The following is a 16,062-nucleotide window of genomic DNA, read 5'->3' as shown; positions in this document are numbered from 1 at the left end:
CTAAACAATAGTTTTTCTTCTCTACCTCTAGTTATATATAAAAGCGCGTCTTATTTAAACATGTTTTTTTATGTAATTTTACATATCCAAAAATAGGGAATTAAATGACCTTCCATTTATTATATTAATGAAAGACCGTTGTCTCTAGATAATTGAAATTATGTTGTTTTAAGTTAATAATCTATATCCATCAACTTAAGAATCTAGAATTAACCCAAAATGAAAAAATGAACTTTTTGAAGTGTTGTTTTGTTTGCTTTTCTATATTCCCAAAAAGTAATCTAGGTATTAAGGGAAAAGGTTTTAGATTTGGAAACGTAAGTGACATCTCATTTGGTACTAGTTCCTCTAAAGAACCATATTCTCTAATACAAAAATTTCCTGATAAGTTGGACAAGTCTTTAGCAAAGTTTGGAGAAAGAAATACTGCGATGGCTTTCATATTTTTTACTGCTTCTGGAACAAAAGGTATTTGAGTTAAATTAAGTATCATGGTTGCATACATTTTGTCTTGATAGCGGTCGATTGGGTAAGTTTCATTTGGTAATGAAACTTACCCAATCGCTACGATATAATTGTAAAAATACTTCTTATGCTAACTCTTCAGCGATATATTTATCTATAACAATCCATATGATTTGTTTCACAGCAAAAGCATATTACTGCTTAAATAAATCTTCAAAGGTCATAGCAGACGCATGACTTTCTTCATTTTCTATGGTTAACATGTTAGTTTAAATCTTACTCTCTATTTGATACCTGTATTATAGAGAAACCAGAAAAACGGATTTTGTGACAGTTTTTCTGGTTATTTTTTATTATGAACTAAAAAAGCATTCATCTCATTAAAAGATAAATGTAAAAAGAGAAATAAAAACATAAAAAATCCAACTCTGATTCTGAGATTATATCCATTTGTTTGATTAGATTTGGAGGAAGTGTAAGGCAAATACCGTTAAAACAATATTAAACAACGTGAAATAAACTAAATCCCAATACTGTATTCTACCCTCTATTTTTTACTTTTCTAAAACAATTTCTGCTATTTTATTAGCATATTTTTTAGAGTCAAATCCATCATAATTACTTAGAACTACAACGGACAAATATTCTTTTGGAAACCGCATAAAGTGTGAACGATAACCCGCCCAACTTCCTGAATGTTCCAAGTACCGATAGTTAAAACCTTCAGCAAGCCTTAGCCCAAAAGCATAATCTTCATTGTCAATAATTGTATCCCCAGTTGGAGAAATTTCCGGACCTATTCCGCTCATTCTTTTAACAAGATTTTTTCCACCAACGGTACCTCTGGTTAAATTTTCTCCCCATTTTACCAGGTCTTCAACTGTTGTATGAACTGCCCCATCCCCTGTATGTTCCCAAGGGCTTTCATAGATTTTATATGTTCCTTGCTCATTCCTCGAATATCCACTAGCAACTGATATAGTAGTTGGGTAGCAATCCACAATTGTTGTGTCTTTCATGTGTAAAGGATCAAAAATACGTTCCTTTGCAAACTGACGTAGGGATTTGCCACTTACCTTCTCTACCACTAGTGACAATAAAAAATATCCTGTATTGCTATACTCAAATTTTGTGCCAACTGGGAATCTTGCAATTTGATGATTTTTAAGGTGCTTTAGCGATTCTTCCACAGTTAATATATCAGTAAATTTAATATTTTTTGCTTGAGCCAATTCCATATAATCAACTAGTCCACCAGTGTGATGAATTAGATGTCTCAATGTTACAGGTTCAGCATATGCACCTATAGAAGGGACAAATTTTACAATTGAATCATCTAAACTCAATTTCCTCTCTTGTTCTAAGAGTAATATAGAAAATGCTGTGAATTGTTTAGAAACTGAGGCTATATTAAAAACGGTTTTGGTAGTTATGGGTAGATTTTTCTCTATAGAAGCTAAGCCAACTGCACCTTTATAAGTTACTCCGCTATCAAAACTAGCAATATATGAAAAGCCAGGAACTTTTGGTGAAAACTTTTTTAATAATTGTTTAATCAATGTATGCGTCTTTTCATTATACGAATTATTCACCTCAATCACATACCCTTCCCTTTAAATGATTAGAAATATTTTAACCTGTTATCTTTTCCAATTACACATCTTACTTCAACTCAAAACGACATATTTTATATTTAACTACAATCTAGCACCATCACACTAATTTCTTTAGTTTCTAAATTCTTCTCTTTATAGAAAGCTTTAATTTAGTGAGTATTATTATTCCCGAATTTACGAAAATCCCTCTTTCAATTCTAAAATTACTCATGGCAACTTAATAGATATTTTCTAAATTGGGTCAATAACATCTAAATCAAAAATGTTATTGACCCAAATACCTATTTTACTTTTAGATTTAGGACCGATGTACTAACGAATATGAAAACTATTTACCAGTCCTCTGTAAAGATAGGTTTCAATAAAACATTCATCTACCCTAAACCTTGTTTCAAATTTAGTTATAGTCTACAAATTTTATAGTCTTCGTCTATAGTATTTTACTTTTTCGATATGAGAATCAAAATAACCTTTTTAAACAACTTTGTTTACAAAAAAGCAGAGGCGTTCCAAATCTTTATTTTTCATTGTAGTTTCAAATGTGGGATTGGGTAGTGATGTCCTGCATCATCTGTAAGTTCCCCATGAACTTCAGCTAACTAGTTCAAATGGGAGAGTCATGAAAGTAATCCTATATCTTTTGCCTTTTGTACTGCTTCTTCTCGATTTTTAACTCCTAGTTTCTCATAGAGATTGGAGGCGTAATTTCTTACCGTTCCGTTTGACAAGTAAAGTGTCGAAGCTATTGTTTTATAACGGCTTCCTTTTGATAATAGTTCCAAAATCTCTAATTCTCGTTTCGTTAATCCATACTCTATTCCATCTGATCGTGATTCAAATAATCCTGTTTCTTCATTTTCTTCCCACATCCTATGGAACAATTCATGAGTAATCATGGTGCCTCCTCGATAGACTAGACGAATTGATTCAGCTAGTTCACGCGAATCTATAGATTTCAATACATATCCATCCGCACCATTTCGTATGATTTCTTTTGCCCTTTCTGTATTCTGGAAGGTTGACAGAATGAGTACACGAATGTCCGGCCATTTTTTCTTAATCATTTTAGTTGCATGAATCCCATCCAGATTTGGCATCTCTAAATCCATTAATACTACATCTGGTTTAAGTCTCTCGCACAATTCCAAAGCCCGTTCTCCATCTTCAGCCATTCCCACTACTTGTAAATCCTCCAGTCCACCCAAAATTGTATGAAGACTTTCTCGGATAAAAGAATGATCATCGACAATACACAGGCGAATTTGTTCGTTAGCCAGTTGTACTTGTTTCGGTAAAACACATGAAATTAATGTCCCTTCCCCTTTTTTGGAATAAACAATGACTCTTCCTTGTGACTGACTTACACGCTCTTTCATTGCAGTTAATCCAAAGCCATCCTTCCACTCTTCTACCCCACAGCCATTATCTTCTACATCCAATCTTATCTGTTGTGGTTCAAAATGAAGTGACACAATGATTTCTGTGGAATGCCCATGGCGAACAGCATTTGTTAGTGATTCCTGCAAGCTCCGATATAGTGTCATTTTTGATTGTTTGGAGACCGTATACTCTTCCCCTATTATTCGAGTACGTACATTTACTTTTGCATGTTTCTTAAATTCCTCTGTCAATTGTTGTAGTGTGGTAGCTAAGGAAAGCGACTCTTGTGATAAATCTAATTGGTGTAAATACAGTCTTACTTCTTCCATACTGTTACGGGCCAATTGTAATAATGAATCTAGTTGTTGCTCTCCTTCTTTAGACTTTAATTCCACACGCAATGTTTCCATCCCCATAATAATTGAAGTATAGGAATGCCCCATCGTATCGTGTAAGTCTTTTGAGAGCCTATCACGTTCCTCCAGTAATGTAATCCGCTCAACTTGGGATACGTATTGTTCCAATACATGTTTCTGGTTCCGAATAATTTCACTTTGACGGTAATTAATAGCCAGTAAACGAAAGAAAGAGCCCATAGCAAAAGCTAAACTGAGTTGTAGGATGATTACCCATAAATCTGTCACTTCGGAAAATATCGCAATGAGCAACGGGAACAAAATAATTGTGATAGGACCCGACCAGCGGTAAGATTTATGAACGCTATTTGCCGCAATCATAAAAGTTGGCATTAAAAAAGCAAGATACGCTAACGGAAATAATAAAGTTAAATAGAAACAAACTCCGCCAAATAATATTATTTCAGTAAATAAATAATAGCGATAACTGAACATTAAACAAATCCAAGGTACTGAAAATGAAACGACTTCCCAAAGGATTATGATCCAAAGTGGTACTGTCAAATGATCTTGTTGTTGGATAGTCGTTGATATCAATGATAGCCAAACAATAAAGCGTATACAAAGTAAGGCCCAATCATACCAAAACCATAGTTTTAAAGTCTTAAACAAATTATCACTCCTTTATAGCTTTAAACATGAAACGCGTGTACATTCCAATAATTCGAACTAAGTCGTTTCCAATAAGATTATGTATCCAGATGAGAATGAAACCAACAATCATGACAAAAATTGCTGTCTCCCATGAATTCACAGCAATGCCCAATAAGTATATATTAAAATATTGAAAAAGTAAGGGGGTAACGATACATACTATTGGCATTATATACAGTAAAACAGCACATATAAGACTCATTATTCCGACAAAAATTTTCTGCATGAGCCAAAAAATAGCCCTCCAGTTTCTATTATTAAGAATTATATCCCTCATTATAATCCATTTATCTCTCTCCTCTTTTTTTCTTGGTTCGAATAGATCTATCGATATATCTGTATAAACTTTCGTCTGGATACGTTCATACCGAACAAACGTTTGAGTTGTTTGTAGTACCCACGCTAATAAGGGAATACCCCAAAAAATAATCGTCATTACTAATGCAAATGTAATGCTGATCAGATAAAAACAAAAGTAAAAAAAACCGGATACAAAGGTAAATAACAAGAAATAAAAATCTTGCAAAGTTTTTTGAGCTGACGCTTTCATCATTAAAATCTCTCCTCCTCATTCATTGCTAATGCGTTAAAAGCTACTTTTTTATTCTAAGTATTTTTCTGTCACAAACGGTAGTGTCAAAATGTCATGGTTTGTATGACATAACTATCAATACAGCCTTATTTACTCAATTTTTGTTGTTCTTTATAAACATGATAAACCCCTTGCTATACTCTGTTCATACGCTAACTCTTTATGCTAAAGATAGGAATGTGTTCCTGATCTTATCTTATTTCTTTACAAATTTTTTGGTACAAAAAAGGAATCCTTATAATAAGGATTCCTGAAAGAAATGACATGTCATAATCAATTCCTTGATTTCGTGCATCATACGTAAAAATTCCTCGGTCCCTCATTTTATCTAATAAATAATACATAGTATTATAATCTAAGAGATCAATTTTTTGTATTTTCAAATAAATATATACCTACACTGGTTATTCCAGTAACATTTCTTAGATGCTTGCTGCATATAAAATTATTATGCTTTTGGATGTCGCCTCCCTACTTCAATAAAATAATCATGGTTACCTAATTGTAGGGATAAAAAAAACCTTGATTAATTTCTTGTTTCTTTACAGTGAATTATTCTTGAACACTTATTGTATTTAGTTTATATTTGTCCCTATTTTCATCATTATATCGAAATACTAGATCGTCAGTTTTTGTTGAAAATGATATAGTCAGCTGTTCAAAAATAAACTATGACAAAGTTTATTCATTTTTCCTTTTGCCTACTTGCTAAATTCAGCAAGTAAAATATTTTTAAAAGGATTAGGACTATTAGCTTTATTGCTGTTCAAATTGACGGCTAATGTATGCTTGCCTCCAATTGTGCCTCCAGCAAAAGTAGAAAAACCTGGAGAGCCACCTGCGTGTCCCCAAATCGAGACACCATTTGAAAGTTTTTTTTCATAGATTCCAAGACCATATCCATCGATTACTTCTGTTCCTGTAGGAACTGTAGTAAGCATTTGTTTTAGTTGCTGTTCCTTGAGTAATTTGCCACTAAGTAAGTAAGAGAAAAATTTGTTCAAATCGTCAGCAGTAGAAATCATATCTCCATCCGAGTTACCTGGGTAAGAATAAGTAACGTCTTTTGGCTCACTTGCTTCGTCTAGTTGGAAATATCCACGGGCATGATCGGTACCTGGAATAACAGTTGAATTACCAGGTAGGAATGTATTCGACAATTCGAGCGGTTCAACAATCCGATTTTCAACCTCTTCCGCATAGCTGTTTCCAGTTACTTTTTCAATAAGCATACCTAGTATTACGTATCCTGTGTTTGAATAAGACCAGCCCTTACCTGGAGCAAAGTCTGGTGGAAGAGAAATTCCCATCTTTACTAATTCTTCAGCCGTATACAATTTTTTTGTATCCATAATATCATAGTCTTTTGACTTTAAGTATTCAGTAATCCCACTTGTATGATTCAATAACTGCCGAATCGTAATCTGGTTACCATCATATCCGTTTCCTTGAATGACGCCAGGCAACCATTTTTCGATGGAGTCATCTAGATTCAAGCGGTTCTCTCCAGCCAATTGAAGTAGAACTGTTGCAATGAATGTCTTCGTAACACTGCCAATACGAAAGCGATAATCTGCTTTCATTGGTTTCTTGGTTCTCAGATCCGCTACCCCAGCAGCATAACTCCACGTTTTTCTATCCTTTGAAATTTTGGCAAGTATCCCTGGGTATCCAAGTTGTAGTGTATCCCGCATTGCTTTCTTGACGGAAGTACGATCCCTTTGAGTATTTGTTTGTAACGAACTAGATACATTTTGACCAGACTCTGCTTTTACAATTGAGCTTGGTGTTGTGTATAACAAAGAACTTCCAGTCATTAAAAGGACTAAACCTGTAGATGTAATCTGACAATGTTTTTTCATAAAGATATTCCTCTCCTCTATTCATATTTTATCGGTAGTTATTTGTTGTTTTATACTAGTCACACAGCTTTCATCTTAACCAAAGACAAATGGACAAAAATGGATTTGTAATTATTTTACTCAGCATTATTTACACAAATGCTATTGTGTCCTAACAAGCGGTAAATTGCTCTTTTTCCACATGTATGTTAACCCTATAAATTATTTATTTTCCTTAAAATACTCTTGTTAATGGTGTGTTTTTCATAAATAAGTCATACTTGTTTCCCCCTTTCACGCCCCTTTATATTTTTGTCATACACAATGAAAATCTCCCCTCCTCATTTATTGTTAATGCTTTAAAAACTGCTCTTTGATTCTAAGTTTTTTTATGTCACATACGGTAGTGTCAAAATGTCATTGTTTGTATGACATAACTATTAATACCGCTGTATCCCACTCAATTTTTGTTCTTCTTTATAAATATTACAAAAACTCACTACCTACTATGACTTGCCTCTTGCTACACTCTGTTCATACACTAACGAGCCGCTAACTCGTTGTGCTAACAAAAAATCCTAATTAAATAAAGGAGCGTACAAAAATGAAACAAGCAATTAACAAACTGGGGATTGTTGCAGTTCTTCTTTCTTCTTCAACCATGATTTCTGCGTGTTCCCAACAATCATTAGAGGCTGAAAAATCAAAGCCATTGGCATCCGGGACTAATATCCAAATGCCGAAAGGACCTACTAATAAAAAAGAAATAGAATCTTTTGCTGATCCGTTGTTTGAGGAAAAAATGAAGAAATATAATGTGAATGGTTCTAGTTTTGTCGTCGTTCATGATGGAAAGGTCGTTGTCAATAAAGGATATGGATATGCTGATAAAGAAAAGAAAATCCCCGTTACTAAGGACACGGTCTTTCAAATAGCTTCAGTCTCGAAAACTTTTACTGCTTTGGCTGTGATGCAGCAAGTCGATAAAGGAAAGCTTAAACTAGATCAAGACGTACAAAAATATCTTGGTGGATTACAAATACCTAATCAAACAAAAAAACCCCTTACCTTGTTTGATATGCTCACTTATACCAGCGGGGTAGATTCTCCCAATCTCACAACGATAACTGGACCTGAATACGTTAATAATAGTATACCGATGAAAGAATTCTTCTCTAAACATATGCCAACTGTGGTGCGGCCACCAGGGGAAGTTTATACGTATGACAACGTCGCATTTGCGCTCGCAGGGTTTGCAGTAGAGAATGTTACTAGTACCCCCTTCTCGAAATATATGGAAAAGAATATTTTCAAACCATTAGACATGAAATCTACAAGTATGAACTTAACGCCTGATCTTCTCGAAAGAATGGCTACACATTATGGTCCCACTGGCGATCCGATTCCAACAAGTAGGAACATAACGGATGCACCAGAAGGAGGCATTTTATCTACTGCAGAAGACATGTCAAAATACATGATTATGCAACTACAGAAAGGAAAGTTTAAAGACAAAGAAATTGTAAGTAAAAAAAGCATGGATATGATGCATGCCTATCAAGTTTTTGATGATAAGACGATTCCTGTTGCGACAATTGGATTTGAAACGCCTTTCAATGAATTTGCTAACGGTCAACACGTTGTAATGAAAGGGGGAAGTATGCCTGGACATCAATCACTGATGATTTTAGTGCCTGAACAAAAAACAGCATTCTTCATGTCTTACAATAATGATTCAACGATGAGTATAGACGTGTATGAAGCTCTCATGGATCACTATTTCCCTGCTAAGAAGGTGGAAAAAACTAAATATCTTTCTTTAGAGGAGAAAGAATCCCAGAAATATTTGGGTTTGTACCAAAACACACGTTTCGCTTCAATTCGCACCCACTTTACCTTTGAAAATGGGAATTTGGTCATGGAAGGGGGATTATCCGGAAGACAAGTTCTCAAAATGATTAATCCGTTGTTATTTGAAGATTCGGAAGGCTACAAGGTTGCTTTCAAAAAAAATGCAGCTGGAGAAATCACATATTTTCACTACAGCTCTCCTAAAAGCCTAGATTTCATGGCTGATGCACAAAAAATTAACAACAAACCGTCCTTAGAAGATGTCCCGCAAATGAGTAACTATAGAAGTCATATCGATAATCTTTATGCTTTAAACATCATGGATGCTAAAGAAGGTAATTTATTCGATCCAATGGGTACTATGACACAAGGAGAGTTTGCGGATACGTTGTTACTTGCTCATGGATTTAACGGTTTTCCAGACGAATCCAAGGAGGCAAGGGCAAAAATTATGAATGGAATTCCAGAGTATAACCGTGCTACTCCGATTACCCGACAGGTCGCAGCAATCATGATTCAAAACGTTAAGCAAATTATAGACTTGAAACCGATTCAACCTGATAAAGCTATTAAAGTTAAATTACTCGATGCCGCAGATGACTGGGCAGTCCAATCGATTCAAGCACTTGCCTCCCAAGGAATTCTAGACCCTGATACTTCCATCAATGCTGATGGTTCCTTTATGTTCCGTCCAAAAGACCTGTTACTGCGTCAAGAGGCAAGTGCCTTGCTGGATATAGCTTTTGGCTATTATGCACTGCCTATCAAACGGTAGTAGATATTTTATCCTAGATTGAATCATAAAAAAATTGAATGCTAGTATCTTATCAATAACAAGCTAAAATAAAACAAGAAATTTTTAACTTAATAAGATTTGAAGCATGGCTCTATATTTGAAATTTTTGCTTTTAAAAAAGGAACCTATTAGGAAATTTGATAGGTTCCTTCCTTTAATTTAATAGGCGTTATACACTGTAAATATGTTGAGTTAAATCTCTAACCTCCTCTAAAACAATTTTCTTAAAAGATAGAATTCTTACATGCTTGTAAGGTAAATGTAAGACAATTCAATATGAGGACTATAATACTTTAGATTAAATTATATATAGCCAACAAACGAACAGGAGATAATAACTATGAGTATATTAACAGTCCGTAACTTAAGTAAAATTTATAATACAGGAAATATAGCTTATACAGCTCTTTCCAATATTGATTTGACAATACAAAAAGGAGAATTTGTAGGAATTATGGGAGCATCAGGAAGTGGCAAATCAACTTTACTGAATATGATTTCTACTATTGATGCACCAACATCAGGAGAAGTATTTATTAACGAAAAAAATCCCCATTGTTTATCTTCTAATGATTTAGCATTATTTAGACGCCGTGAACTAGGGTTTGTCTTTCAATCCTTTAACCTCATGAATACTCTAACTGTAAAAGAGAATATTGTTTTACCACTTACATTAGATAATGTAAGTTTGAATGAAATGAACAACAAAGTAGAAGTTATTTCTAAAAAACTTGGAATTGAACAGATTTTAGATAAAAGAACCTATGAAATTTCTGGAGGACAAGCTCAACGAACCGCCATTGCTCGTGCCCTCATTCATTCTCCTCAATTAATATTAGCAGATGAACCAACAGGAAATTTAGATTCAAAAGCGGCAAATGATGTGATGGAACTCCTAAAGAAATTAAATCAAGAACAACAAGTAACTATGATGCTAGTGACACATGATCCTGTAGCAGCGAGTTACTGTGATCGAGTAATCTTCATTACAGATGGATCTTTTTATAATGAAATTTATCGCGGTGACAAATGTTCGAAATTTCACAAAAACATCACAGATGTACTATCTTCACTAGGAGGTAATTAACATGAATTTTCGTCAGCTTGTATATAATAATGTCACTCGCAATAAACGATTATACCTTGGACATTTTTTGAGTAGTACATTTGCCGTGATGGTACTATTTACTTTTGAATTGCTTGCATTTCATCCTAATTTCACTGGTAATCTTGTATCGACCAGTGAGACCATGAGTTCTTTAAGTACAAAAGGATTTAAAATTGCTCAATATCTAATTATATTTTTCTCCTTCTTTTTCATTCTATATTCTAGTACTATGTTTTTAAAAACAAGGAAAAAGGAATTTGGGATTTTATTACTCCATGGCATGTCTAACGCACAATTAAAAAAGCTAATTTTCATGGAAAATATGTTAATTGGATGTTCTGCAATTATTGTTGGGATTGGACTTGGATTAGTTTTTGGAAAACTAATCTTACTAATAAGTGGTTCCCTTTTCCTGTTAAAAGGTGGGCTTCCATTTTATTTTCCTGCTAAGGCAATTTTAATAACATCTCTTATGTTTTTTATTTTATTTATACTTGTCTCTTTTTTCACTGTACGGGTAATGAAAGTATCACAGCTAATTGAACTTATGAAATCCGAAGAAAAACCAAAAGCAGAACCAAAGTCATCTAAATGGTTAGCTTTCTTCTCAATTCTTTGTATTAGCATTGGATATATCTCGGCATTTTATTTAGATACAGCATTAAGAAAAGGAAATGAAATATACGTTCTGTTAATATGTGTTTTCTTAAGCGTATTAGGAACATACTTTTTATTTACTCAGCTCAGCTTTTATGTCATTACAATATTGAAAAATCGTCAATACACGTTCTTTAAAAAAACCAATATGTTAATGATTTCAGAGTTAACATATCGAATGACAGATAACGCAAGAACACTCTTTCTAGTAAGTATACTTTCCGCAGTTGCCTTTACCTCTATCGGTGCTTGTCTTTCTATTGGAAATGGCGCATTAGCGACAGTTAACAGCTCTTATGCATTCGAATATAAATCATTTAAAGGCAACAACGAGGAGGCATCTCATATTTCTCAAATAGAGAAACAATTACATAATGCTGGATTCTCATATAAATTAGTATCCTCTACTGGTTTTTATACAGACGGAGGAATATCAATAATGAAACTGACTGATTACAACACAACTGCCAAAACACTAGGATACCCGGTAGAAACGTTAAAAAAGGAAACAGACAGTCTAATCCTTCCATCAAAAATGTATCTGAGAGCGGCCTCTCAAGAGGAATTAAAGAAAATGTCTTCATCACTTACACTAGAACAGGATAATAAACATTTTAATCTTTCGAGGAACAAAATATTAATAAATAATATTATCAGCCCATCTTCTCACTTTTCTGTCGTCGTTTCGGATTCAATGTACGAAACAATAATAAATACACAGCAATTAGCAGAAGTAAAGACCGATTCGCATATAGACTATCGTTTTTTAATTAAAAATATGTATGAAACAGGAGATGTGGCTAAACAACTTGCGAAGATAATTTCAAATGATTATAGGAGCGGACGTCCGCCTTTTATATTTGATAGCCCGGTGTTAAAATGGTTAGAAGGCAAACAAGTGAATGCGATACTATCTATTCTTAGTGTACTAGTAGGAGTTGTATTTTTTATTTTTGCAATTAGTTTCTTATACTTCCGTTTATTCACAGATTTAGAACGAGATAAAAGCCAATTTCAAATGCTTTCTAAATTAGGGTTAACTAAAAGAGAGTTAAAAAAAATTTTAACCCAACAAATTAGCATATTATTTTTTATACCTATCGTGATTTCAGTTCTTCACAGTAGCATGGCCTTCTTGGCAATAAGGGCTTTAGCGCAGAGCAGGCACATAGACTTACCTATTGCAGGAAATTCTATTCTCATATTCACGAGCTTTATTAGTGTACAAATAATTTACTACCTTATTATTAGAAGAAGTTATTTACGTCAAATACTTCATTCCATAAATTAAAGTGGAAAATGAGAGAAATGCTGGTGGTATTCCGTATATATACCTCCTACTTAAAGTCACCTTTTTAGTGAGCTAATTAAATTCTTTGTTTTACTAATGGAGTAGCACCACATCTCTATCCAGCTAAGAAAACAAAATTCCTCCTAATATGAACAAAAGCCGATACCCTTAATTTATAGGGAAATCGGCTTTTTCTTTATAAAAATTTTTCTTAGCTTCCTTTACATTAAAGGACTAGTTTGTATATTTGAGGAGATGTGCGAGACAGGTTTACATTTAGAATAATCTAATATTTTCCATTCGAATATGATAGAATAGAAGTATATCCAAAATGGAGGAATAGCAAATGAACTCAAACACAAAGCAGTTTATTTATGATATCCAGCAAAGAAAGAACAATTATATAGAAAATGCTTTAATAGCAATACAACATCCTAAAAAAGAGCAATCTGAACAGGTCATTCAAAATATAGTAGAGAAGATGGATATGATGATTAGTCTAGTTACTACGTACATGAGGATTGAATCAGGATCTACGGAAGAATTAAAAGAACTTCAGAAAGAAATTATCCATGCTCAAGCCTATATCCAAAAAAGAAAATTTGAAGAAACACAGAGATAAAACCCTGTGTTTTTATTTGGACATCTATGAAACCAATTTGTTATAAATCAAATTAGATGTAATTTAATCATTGTTTTGGCATAATCCATACAATTTGTTGAATTCGTACAATATATGGTACCGTATCTTCAATTAGCAAATGATCTGGTTTCACATCCTTTAACTTTCCTCTTACATTACCTCTTACAGTTTCAATAACCACATGTTTACCAATTACCGATTGTAATGTCTGATATACGTAGGGATTAGGTACACTTACCATATTTTGTTCACTCAAGTCATTTCCCTCCAAATAACTCAATCTATAAAACTCCTTTCTAACCTACATTCTTTCTCTTAATATATGATATAAATCTTATAAATATGCTAGAAGGATAATTCATTATAGGAACAAAAATAACATTTTAATAAAGTCGTTTTCTATTCCTAGATTACTATTTTTTTTTGTATACGGTTACTTTTGTTAGTTAATAGGTGATGATATAGGGATATTTTGAATGTACATTTAGGTTGTTCTTTTCAAGATATGTGTCATTTTAAATACGCCCTTTGTTAGCATACTGCTCATACTTTTTTTGAGATTCTTTCGTAATACGTGCGTTAAGTAAAATTGCTAACAATAAAAACAATCCATATTTTCCTCATGTAGCTCCTATGATAATCACACTACTACAAACAAGAGCAATTAATAGGATAAACGAAACTAAATAAATACGATCATAATTTTTTGACATCTTCTCGTATTTTATGAGTTCTTTCCTTGCATCCGTCTAAATTCCTCCTTTAAATTATCCGTTTCACTATAAGATAAATCCCGCTCTTAAAAAGAAAACAATCTATCGTTTCAAATACTTAGAAGGGGAATTACCCCGCTTATATTCTGAAATCTCTACTCATTAACGTAAATCAGCTTTCCCTTTAAAACGACCAAATCGATCCCGTATTTTTTTCAATCTTGTGTGGTATTCCAAAATCTCAATTCTTGCTTTTTCGGCTAAAGGTGCAATTGGTCGTAAGTCTTTTAACCCCCAATAATCAACCACTACATCAAGTACTTGATCAAAATATTGTAGTGGTCCATAATTCGCTTCTTTTGCAATCACAGCCATTCTATTTTCAAAATCGGGCATGACGGCACCTGGCATTTTAAAATTCTTAATCACATTGGCAATATGATAGCAATAATTAGGTTCCAATTCTAAATGTGTTCGAATCACGTCTCGATAAAACGCATAATGAAGAGTTTCATCTTTTGCAAGACGGCGTAATAATGTAGCAAGATCTGGATCATGCTTACTTGCAACCTTAGCAACATTATTGTAAAATACCATCGTTGCAAGTTCTTGTAGCGTTGTATACGTCATGGCTTCGATTGGTGTATGAAAATCTGGCTCAAATCCACTCTCAACGACTGACTTTCTTAATTCATGTATTCGTTTAGGATTCACACTTCGAGTGAGTAATAAATATGTCTCTAATAAATTCGAATGTTGATCCTCTTCTGAAGTCCATGTGTGAATAAAGTCCGTAATAACAGAAAGGGATCCTTTAAAAGTTGCAGATAAATATGTGGTAAACCATGGTAAATTCACTTCTGTTAATAAAGCTGTTTCAATGGCTGTAATTACACCAAAAGGAAGAGTAACTTGACTTTCATCCCAAGGAACTCTTTTAAAGTCCATTCCCTTATCCCATGGTAAAAACTCATGATAACCCCAGTCTATCTTCTGAGCTCTTATTTTATGTTGTTCATACAGTTCTTTTAAACGTGGTTCTAATCGGAAATCTAAATCATTTGTTAGCATCTATAAGTTCCCCCTTTTCTTATCATATAAATTGTCATTCTATTTTTACTCTTAAAATTTTCTACAAATAAATATTACGTTCCTTTTTTAAAGTCAAACATAATAAATTTGTAACAAAATTCTTTAAGAGCGCTATATTTTTATAGGATTTTTTTATATCAAAAGGGGGACCGTTACATATATTTTCTTTTTTATAAAATAGATACTAAGGCATACAATATTTTAGTTAGCCTAAATAAAAAACTAACCCCAGTAAATATAGAATAACATTCATGGCTGAAGATACTCGTCATGTTGTAAATCTTGGTGAGTGTAAAAAGGTGCATGCCTATAAAGAATCGTTTTATAATAATGATTGATAGTATTTTATACACACTATCAACTTATTTAGATGTAAGATCCAATATATTAGATTAAGCGCTTGAAAAACAAATACAGTTGATGAGATAGCCTTAAACGACAATTCCTAACAAGATCAATGTACATTGGCTATGGATGAGTTAGACCAAATTTTGTGAAACGGTATAACAACACAAAGGGAAGAGGCGATAAACATGCAGTCAACGGAAGCGCATATGAAGGAAAAACAACGTAGAGAAAAAATAGAAATTATATTTAGTCACATGGTAAAAGGAGAGAGTTATTTTCACGGCTCTTCCTATCAATGGAAAAATATTGTATATCAAAATTATAATAAAATACAACAAAAAGAGTTGGAAGTTGAACAACTCATTTCGAAAATGGAAAAAGCAGGGGTTCGTTTTACGCAGCACCGTTCACTCATACACTATCCCGTCATTGATTTTGTAAAATATATAGCTAAGATTTATAAGGAGCCCCTCGAAATACAATAATCATATTTAAAATAAACCTTTATAAAAGGTTTATTTCCAGAGTGTTGGGAAACCCTTTAGGGTTCCCAACATTCTGCAATCCTTTTTAATTTTAGTAAATGAAAACAATATAAA

Annotated in this window: 11 protein-coding genes and 3 pseudogenes; 5 read left to right on the top strand and 9 right to left on the bottom strand. The window is 33.3% G+C overall.

Annotated features, from left to right (window positions below):
* Window positions 1-274: 274 nt before the first annotated feature.
* From DPQ31_RS29765 to DPQ31_RS28440, 6 genes and pseudogenes are all read right to left on the bottom strand, one after another.
* Window positions 275-526: pseudogene (locus DPQ31_RS29765) on the bottom strand (hypothetical protein); the annotation flags it as partial.
* A 67-nt stretch (window positions 527-593) separates the two neighbouring features.
* Window positions 594-728, bottom strand: a pseudogene (locus DPQ31_RS28460) (RNA polymerase subunit sigma); the annotation flags it as partial.
* 291 nt (window positions 729-1,019) lie between these two features.
* On the bottom strand, window positions 1,020-2,057 hold the full coding sequence (locus DPQ31_RS28455; protein ID WP_208732122.1) for a serine hydrolase domain-containing protein: 1,038 nt from the start codon (window positions 2,055-2,057) through the stop codon (window positions 1,020-1,022).
* Window positions 2,058-2,698: 641 nt separating this feature from the next.
* Window positions 2,699-4,489, bottom strand: a complete 1,791-nt coding sequence (locus DPQ31_RS28450) for a helix-turn-helix transcriptional regulator (protein ID WP_097957894.1) — start codon at window positions 4,487-4,489, stop codon at window positions 2,699-2,701.
* Window positions 4,490-4,493: 4 nt separating this feature from the next.
* Window positions 4,494-5,084, bottom strand: a complete 591-nt coding sequence (locus DPQ31_RS28445; RefSeq protein ID WP_097957892.1) for a sensor domain-containing protein — start codon at window positions 5,082-5,084, stop codon at window positions 4,494-4,496.
* Window positions 5,085-5,824: 740 nt separating this feature from the next.
* A complete protein-coding gene (locus tag DPQ31_RS28440; RefSeq protein ID WP_208731398.1) occupies window positions 5,825-6,985 on the bottom strand; it encodes a serine hydrolase domain-containing protein in 1,161 nt (386 codons plus the stop codon).
* Window positions 6,986-7,568: 583 nt separating this feature from the next.
* Here DPQ31_RS28440 and DPQ31_RS28435 point away from each other — a divergent pair.
* From DPQ31_RS28435 to DPQ31_RS28420, 4 genes are all read left to right on the top strand, one after another.
* The gene (locus DPQ31_RS28435; RefSeq protein WP_097957889.1) at window positions 7,569-9,590 is read left to right on the top strand and encodes a serine hydrolase domain-containing protein; all 2,022 of its coding nucleotides are present in this window, start codon (window positions 7,569-7,571) and stop codon (window positions 9,588-9,590) included.
* 361 nt (window positions 9,591-9,951) lie between these two features.
* Window positions 9,952-10,698 (top strand): ABC transporter ATP-binding protein, encoded by a 747-nt coding sequence (locus DPQ31_RS28430; RefSeq protein ID WP_097957887.1) that lies wholly within the window; start codon window positions 9,952-9,954, stop codon window positions 10,696-10,698.
* Between the two features lies 1 nt (window position 10,699).
* Entirely contained in the window at window positions 10,700-12,667 is a 1,968-nt protein-coding gene (locus tag DPQ31_RS28425) for an ABC transporter permease (RefSeq protein ID WP_208731397.1), read from the top strand.
* A 346-nt stretch (window positions 12,668-13,013) separates the two neighbouring features.
* Complete coding sequence (locus DPQ31_RS28420; protein WP_001087712.1) at window positions 13,014-13,289, top strand: hypothetical protein; 276 nt, start codon at window positions 13,014-13,016, stop codon at window positions 13,287-13,289.
* A gap of 67 nt (window positions 13,290-13,356) precedes the next feature.
* Here DPQ31_RS28420 and DPQ31_RS28415 read toward each other — a convergent pair whose 3' ends face one another.
* The 3 genes and pseudogenes from DPQ31_RS28415 to DPQ31_RS28405 all read right to left on the bottom strand — a co-directional run bounded on the left by DPQ31_RS28415 (window position 13,357) and on the right by DPQ31_RS28405 (window position 15,094).
* Window positions 13,357-13,590 (bottom strand): YuzF family protein, encoded by a 234-nt coding sequence (locus tag DPQ31_RS28415; RefSeq protein WP_000120820.1) that lies wholly within the window; start codon window positions 13,588-13,590, stop codon window positions 13,357-13,359.
* 235 nt (window positions 13,591-13,825) lie between these two features.
* Window positions 13,826-14,023, bottom strand: a pseudogene (locus DPQ31_RS28410) (hypothetical protein).
* 162 nt (window positions 14,024-14,185) lie between these two features.
* Complete coding sequence (locus DPQ31_RS28405; RefSeq protein ID WP_098001696.1) at window positions 14,186-15,094, bottom strand: acyl-ACP desaturase; 909 nt, start codon at window positions 15,092-15,094, stop codon at window positions 14,186-14,188.
* Window positions 15,095-15,648: 554 nt separating this feature from the next.
* Here DPQ31_RS28405 and DPQ31_RS28400 point away from each other — a divergent pair.
* The gene (locus DPQ31_RS28400; RefSeq protein WP_097957881.1) at window positions 15,649-15,948 is read left to right on the top strand and encodes a hypothetical protein; all 300 of its coding nucleotides are present in this window, start codon (window positions 15,649-15,651) and stop codon (window positions 15,946-15,948) included.
* The last annotated feature ends 114 nt before the right edge of the window (window positions 15,949-16,062 follow it).

Origin of the sequence: Bacillus sp. COPE52 (assembly GCF_003355115.1) — a bacterium.
Classification (GTDB): domain Bacteria; phylum Bacillota; class Bacilli; order Bacillales; family Bacillaceae_G; genus Bacillus_A; species Bacillus_A toyonensis.
This window is presented reverse-complemented; position numbering and strand designations above follow the sequence as displayed.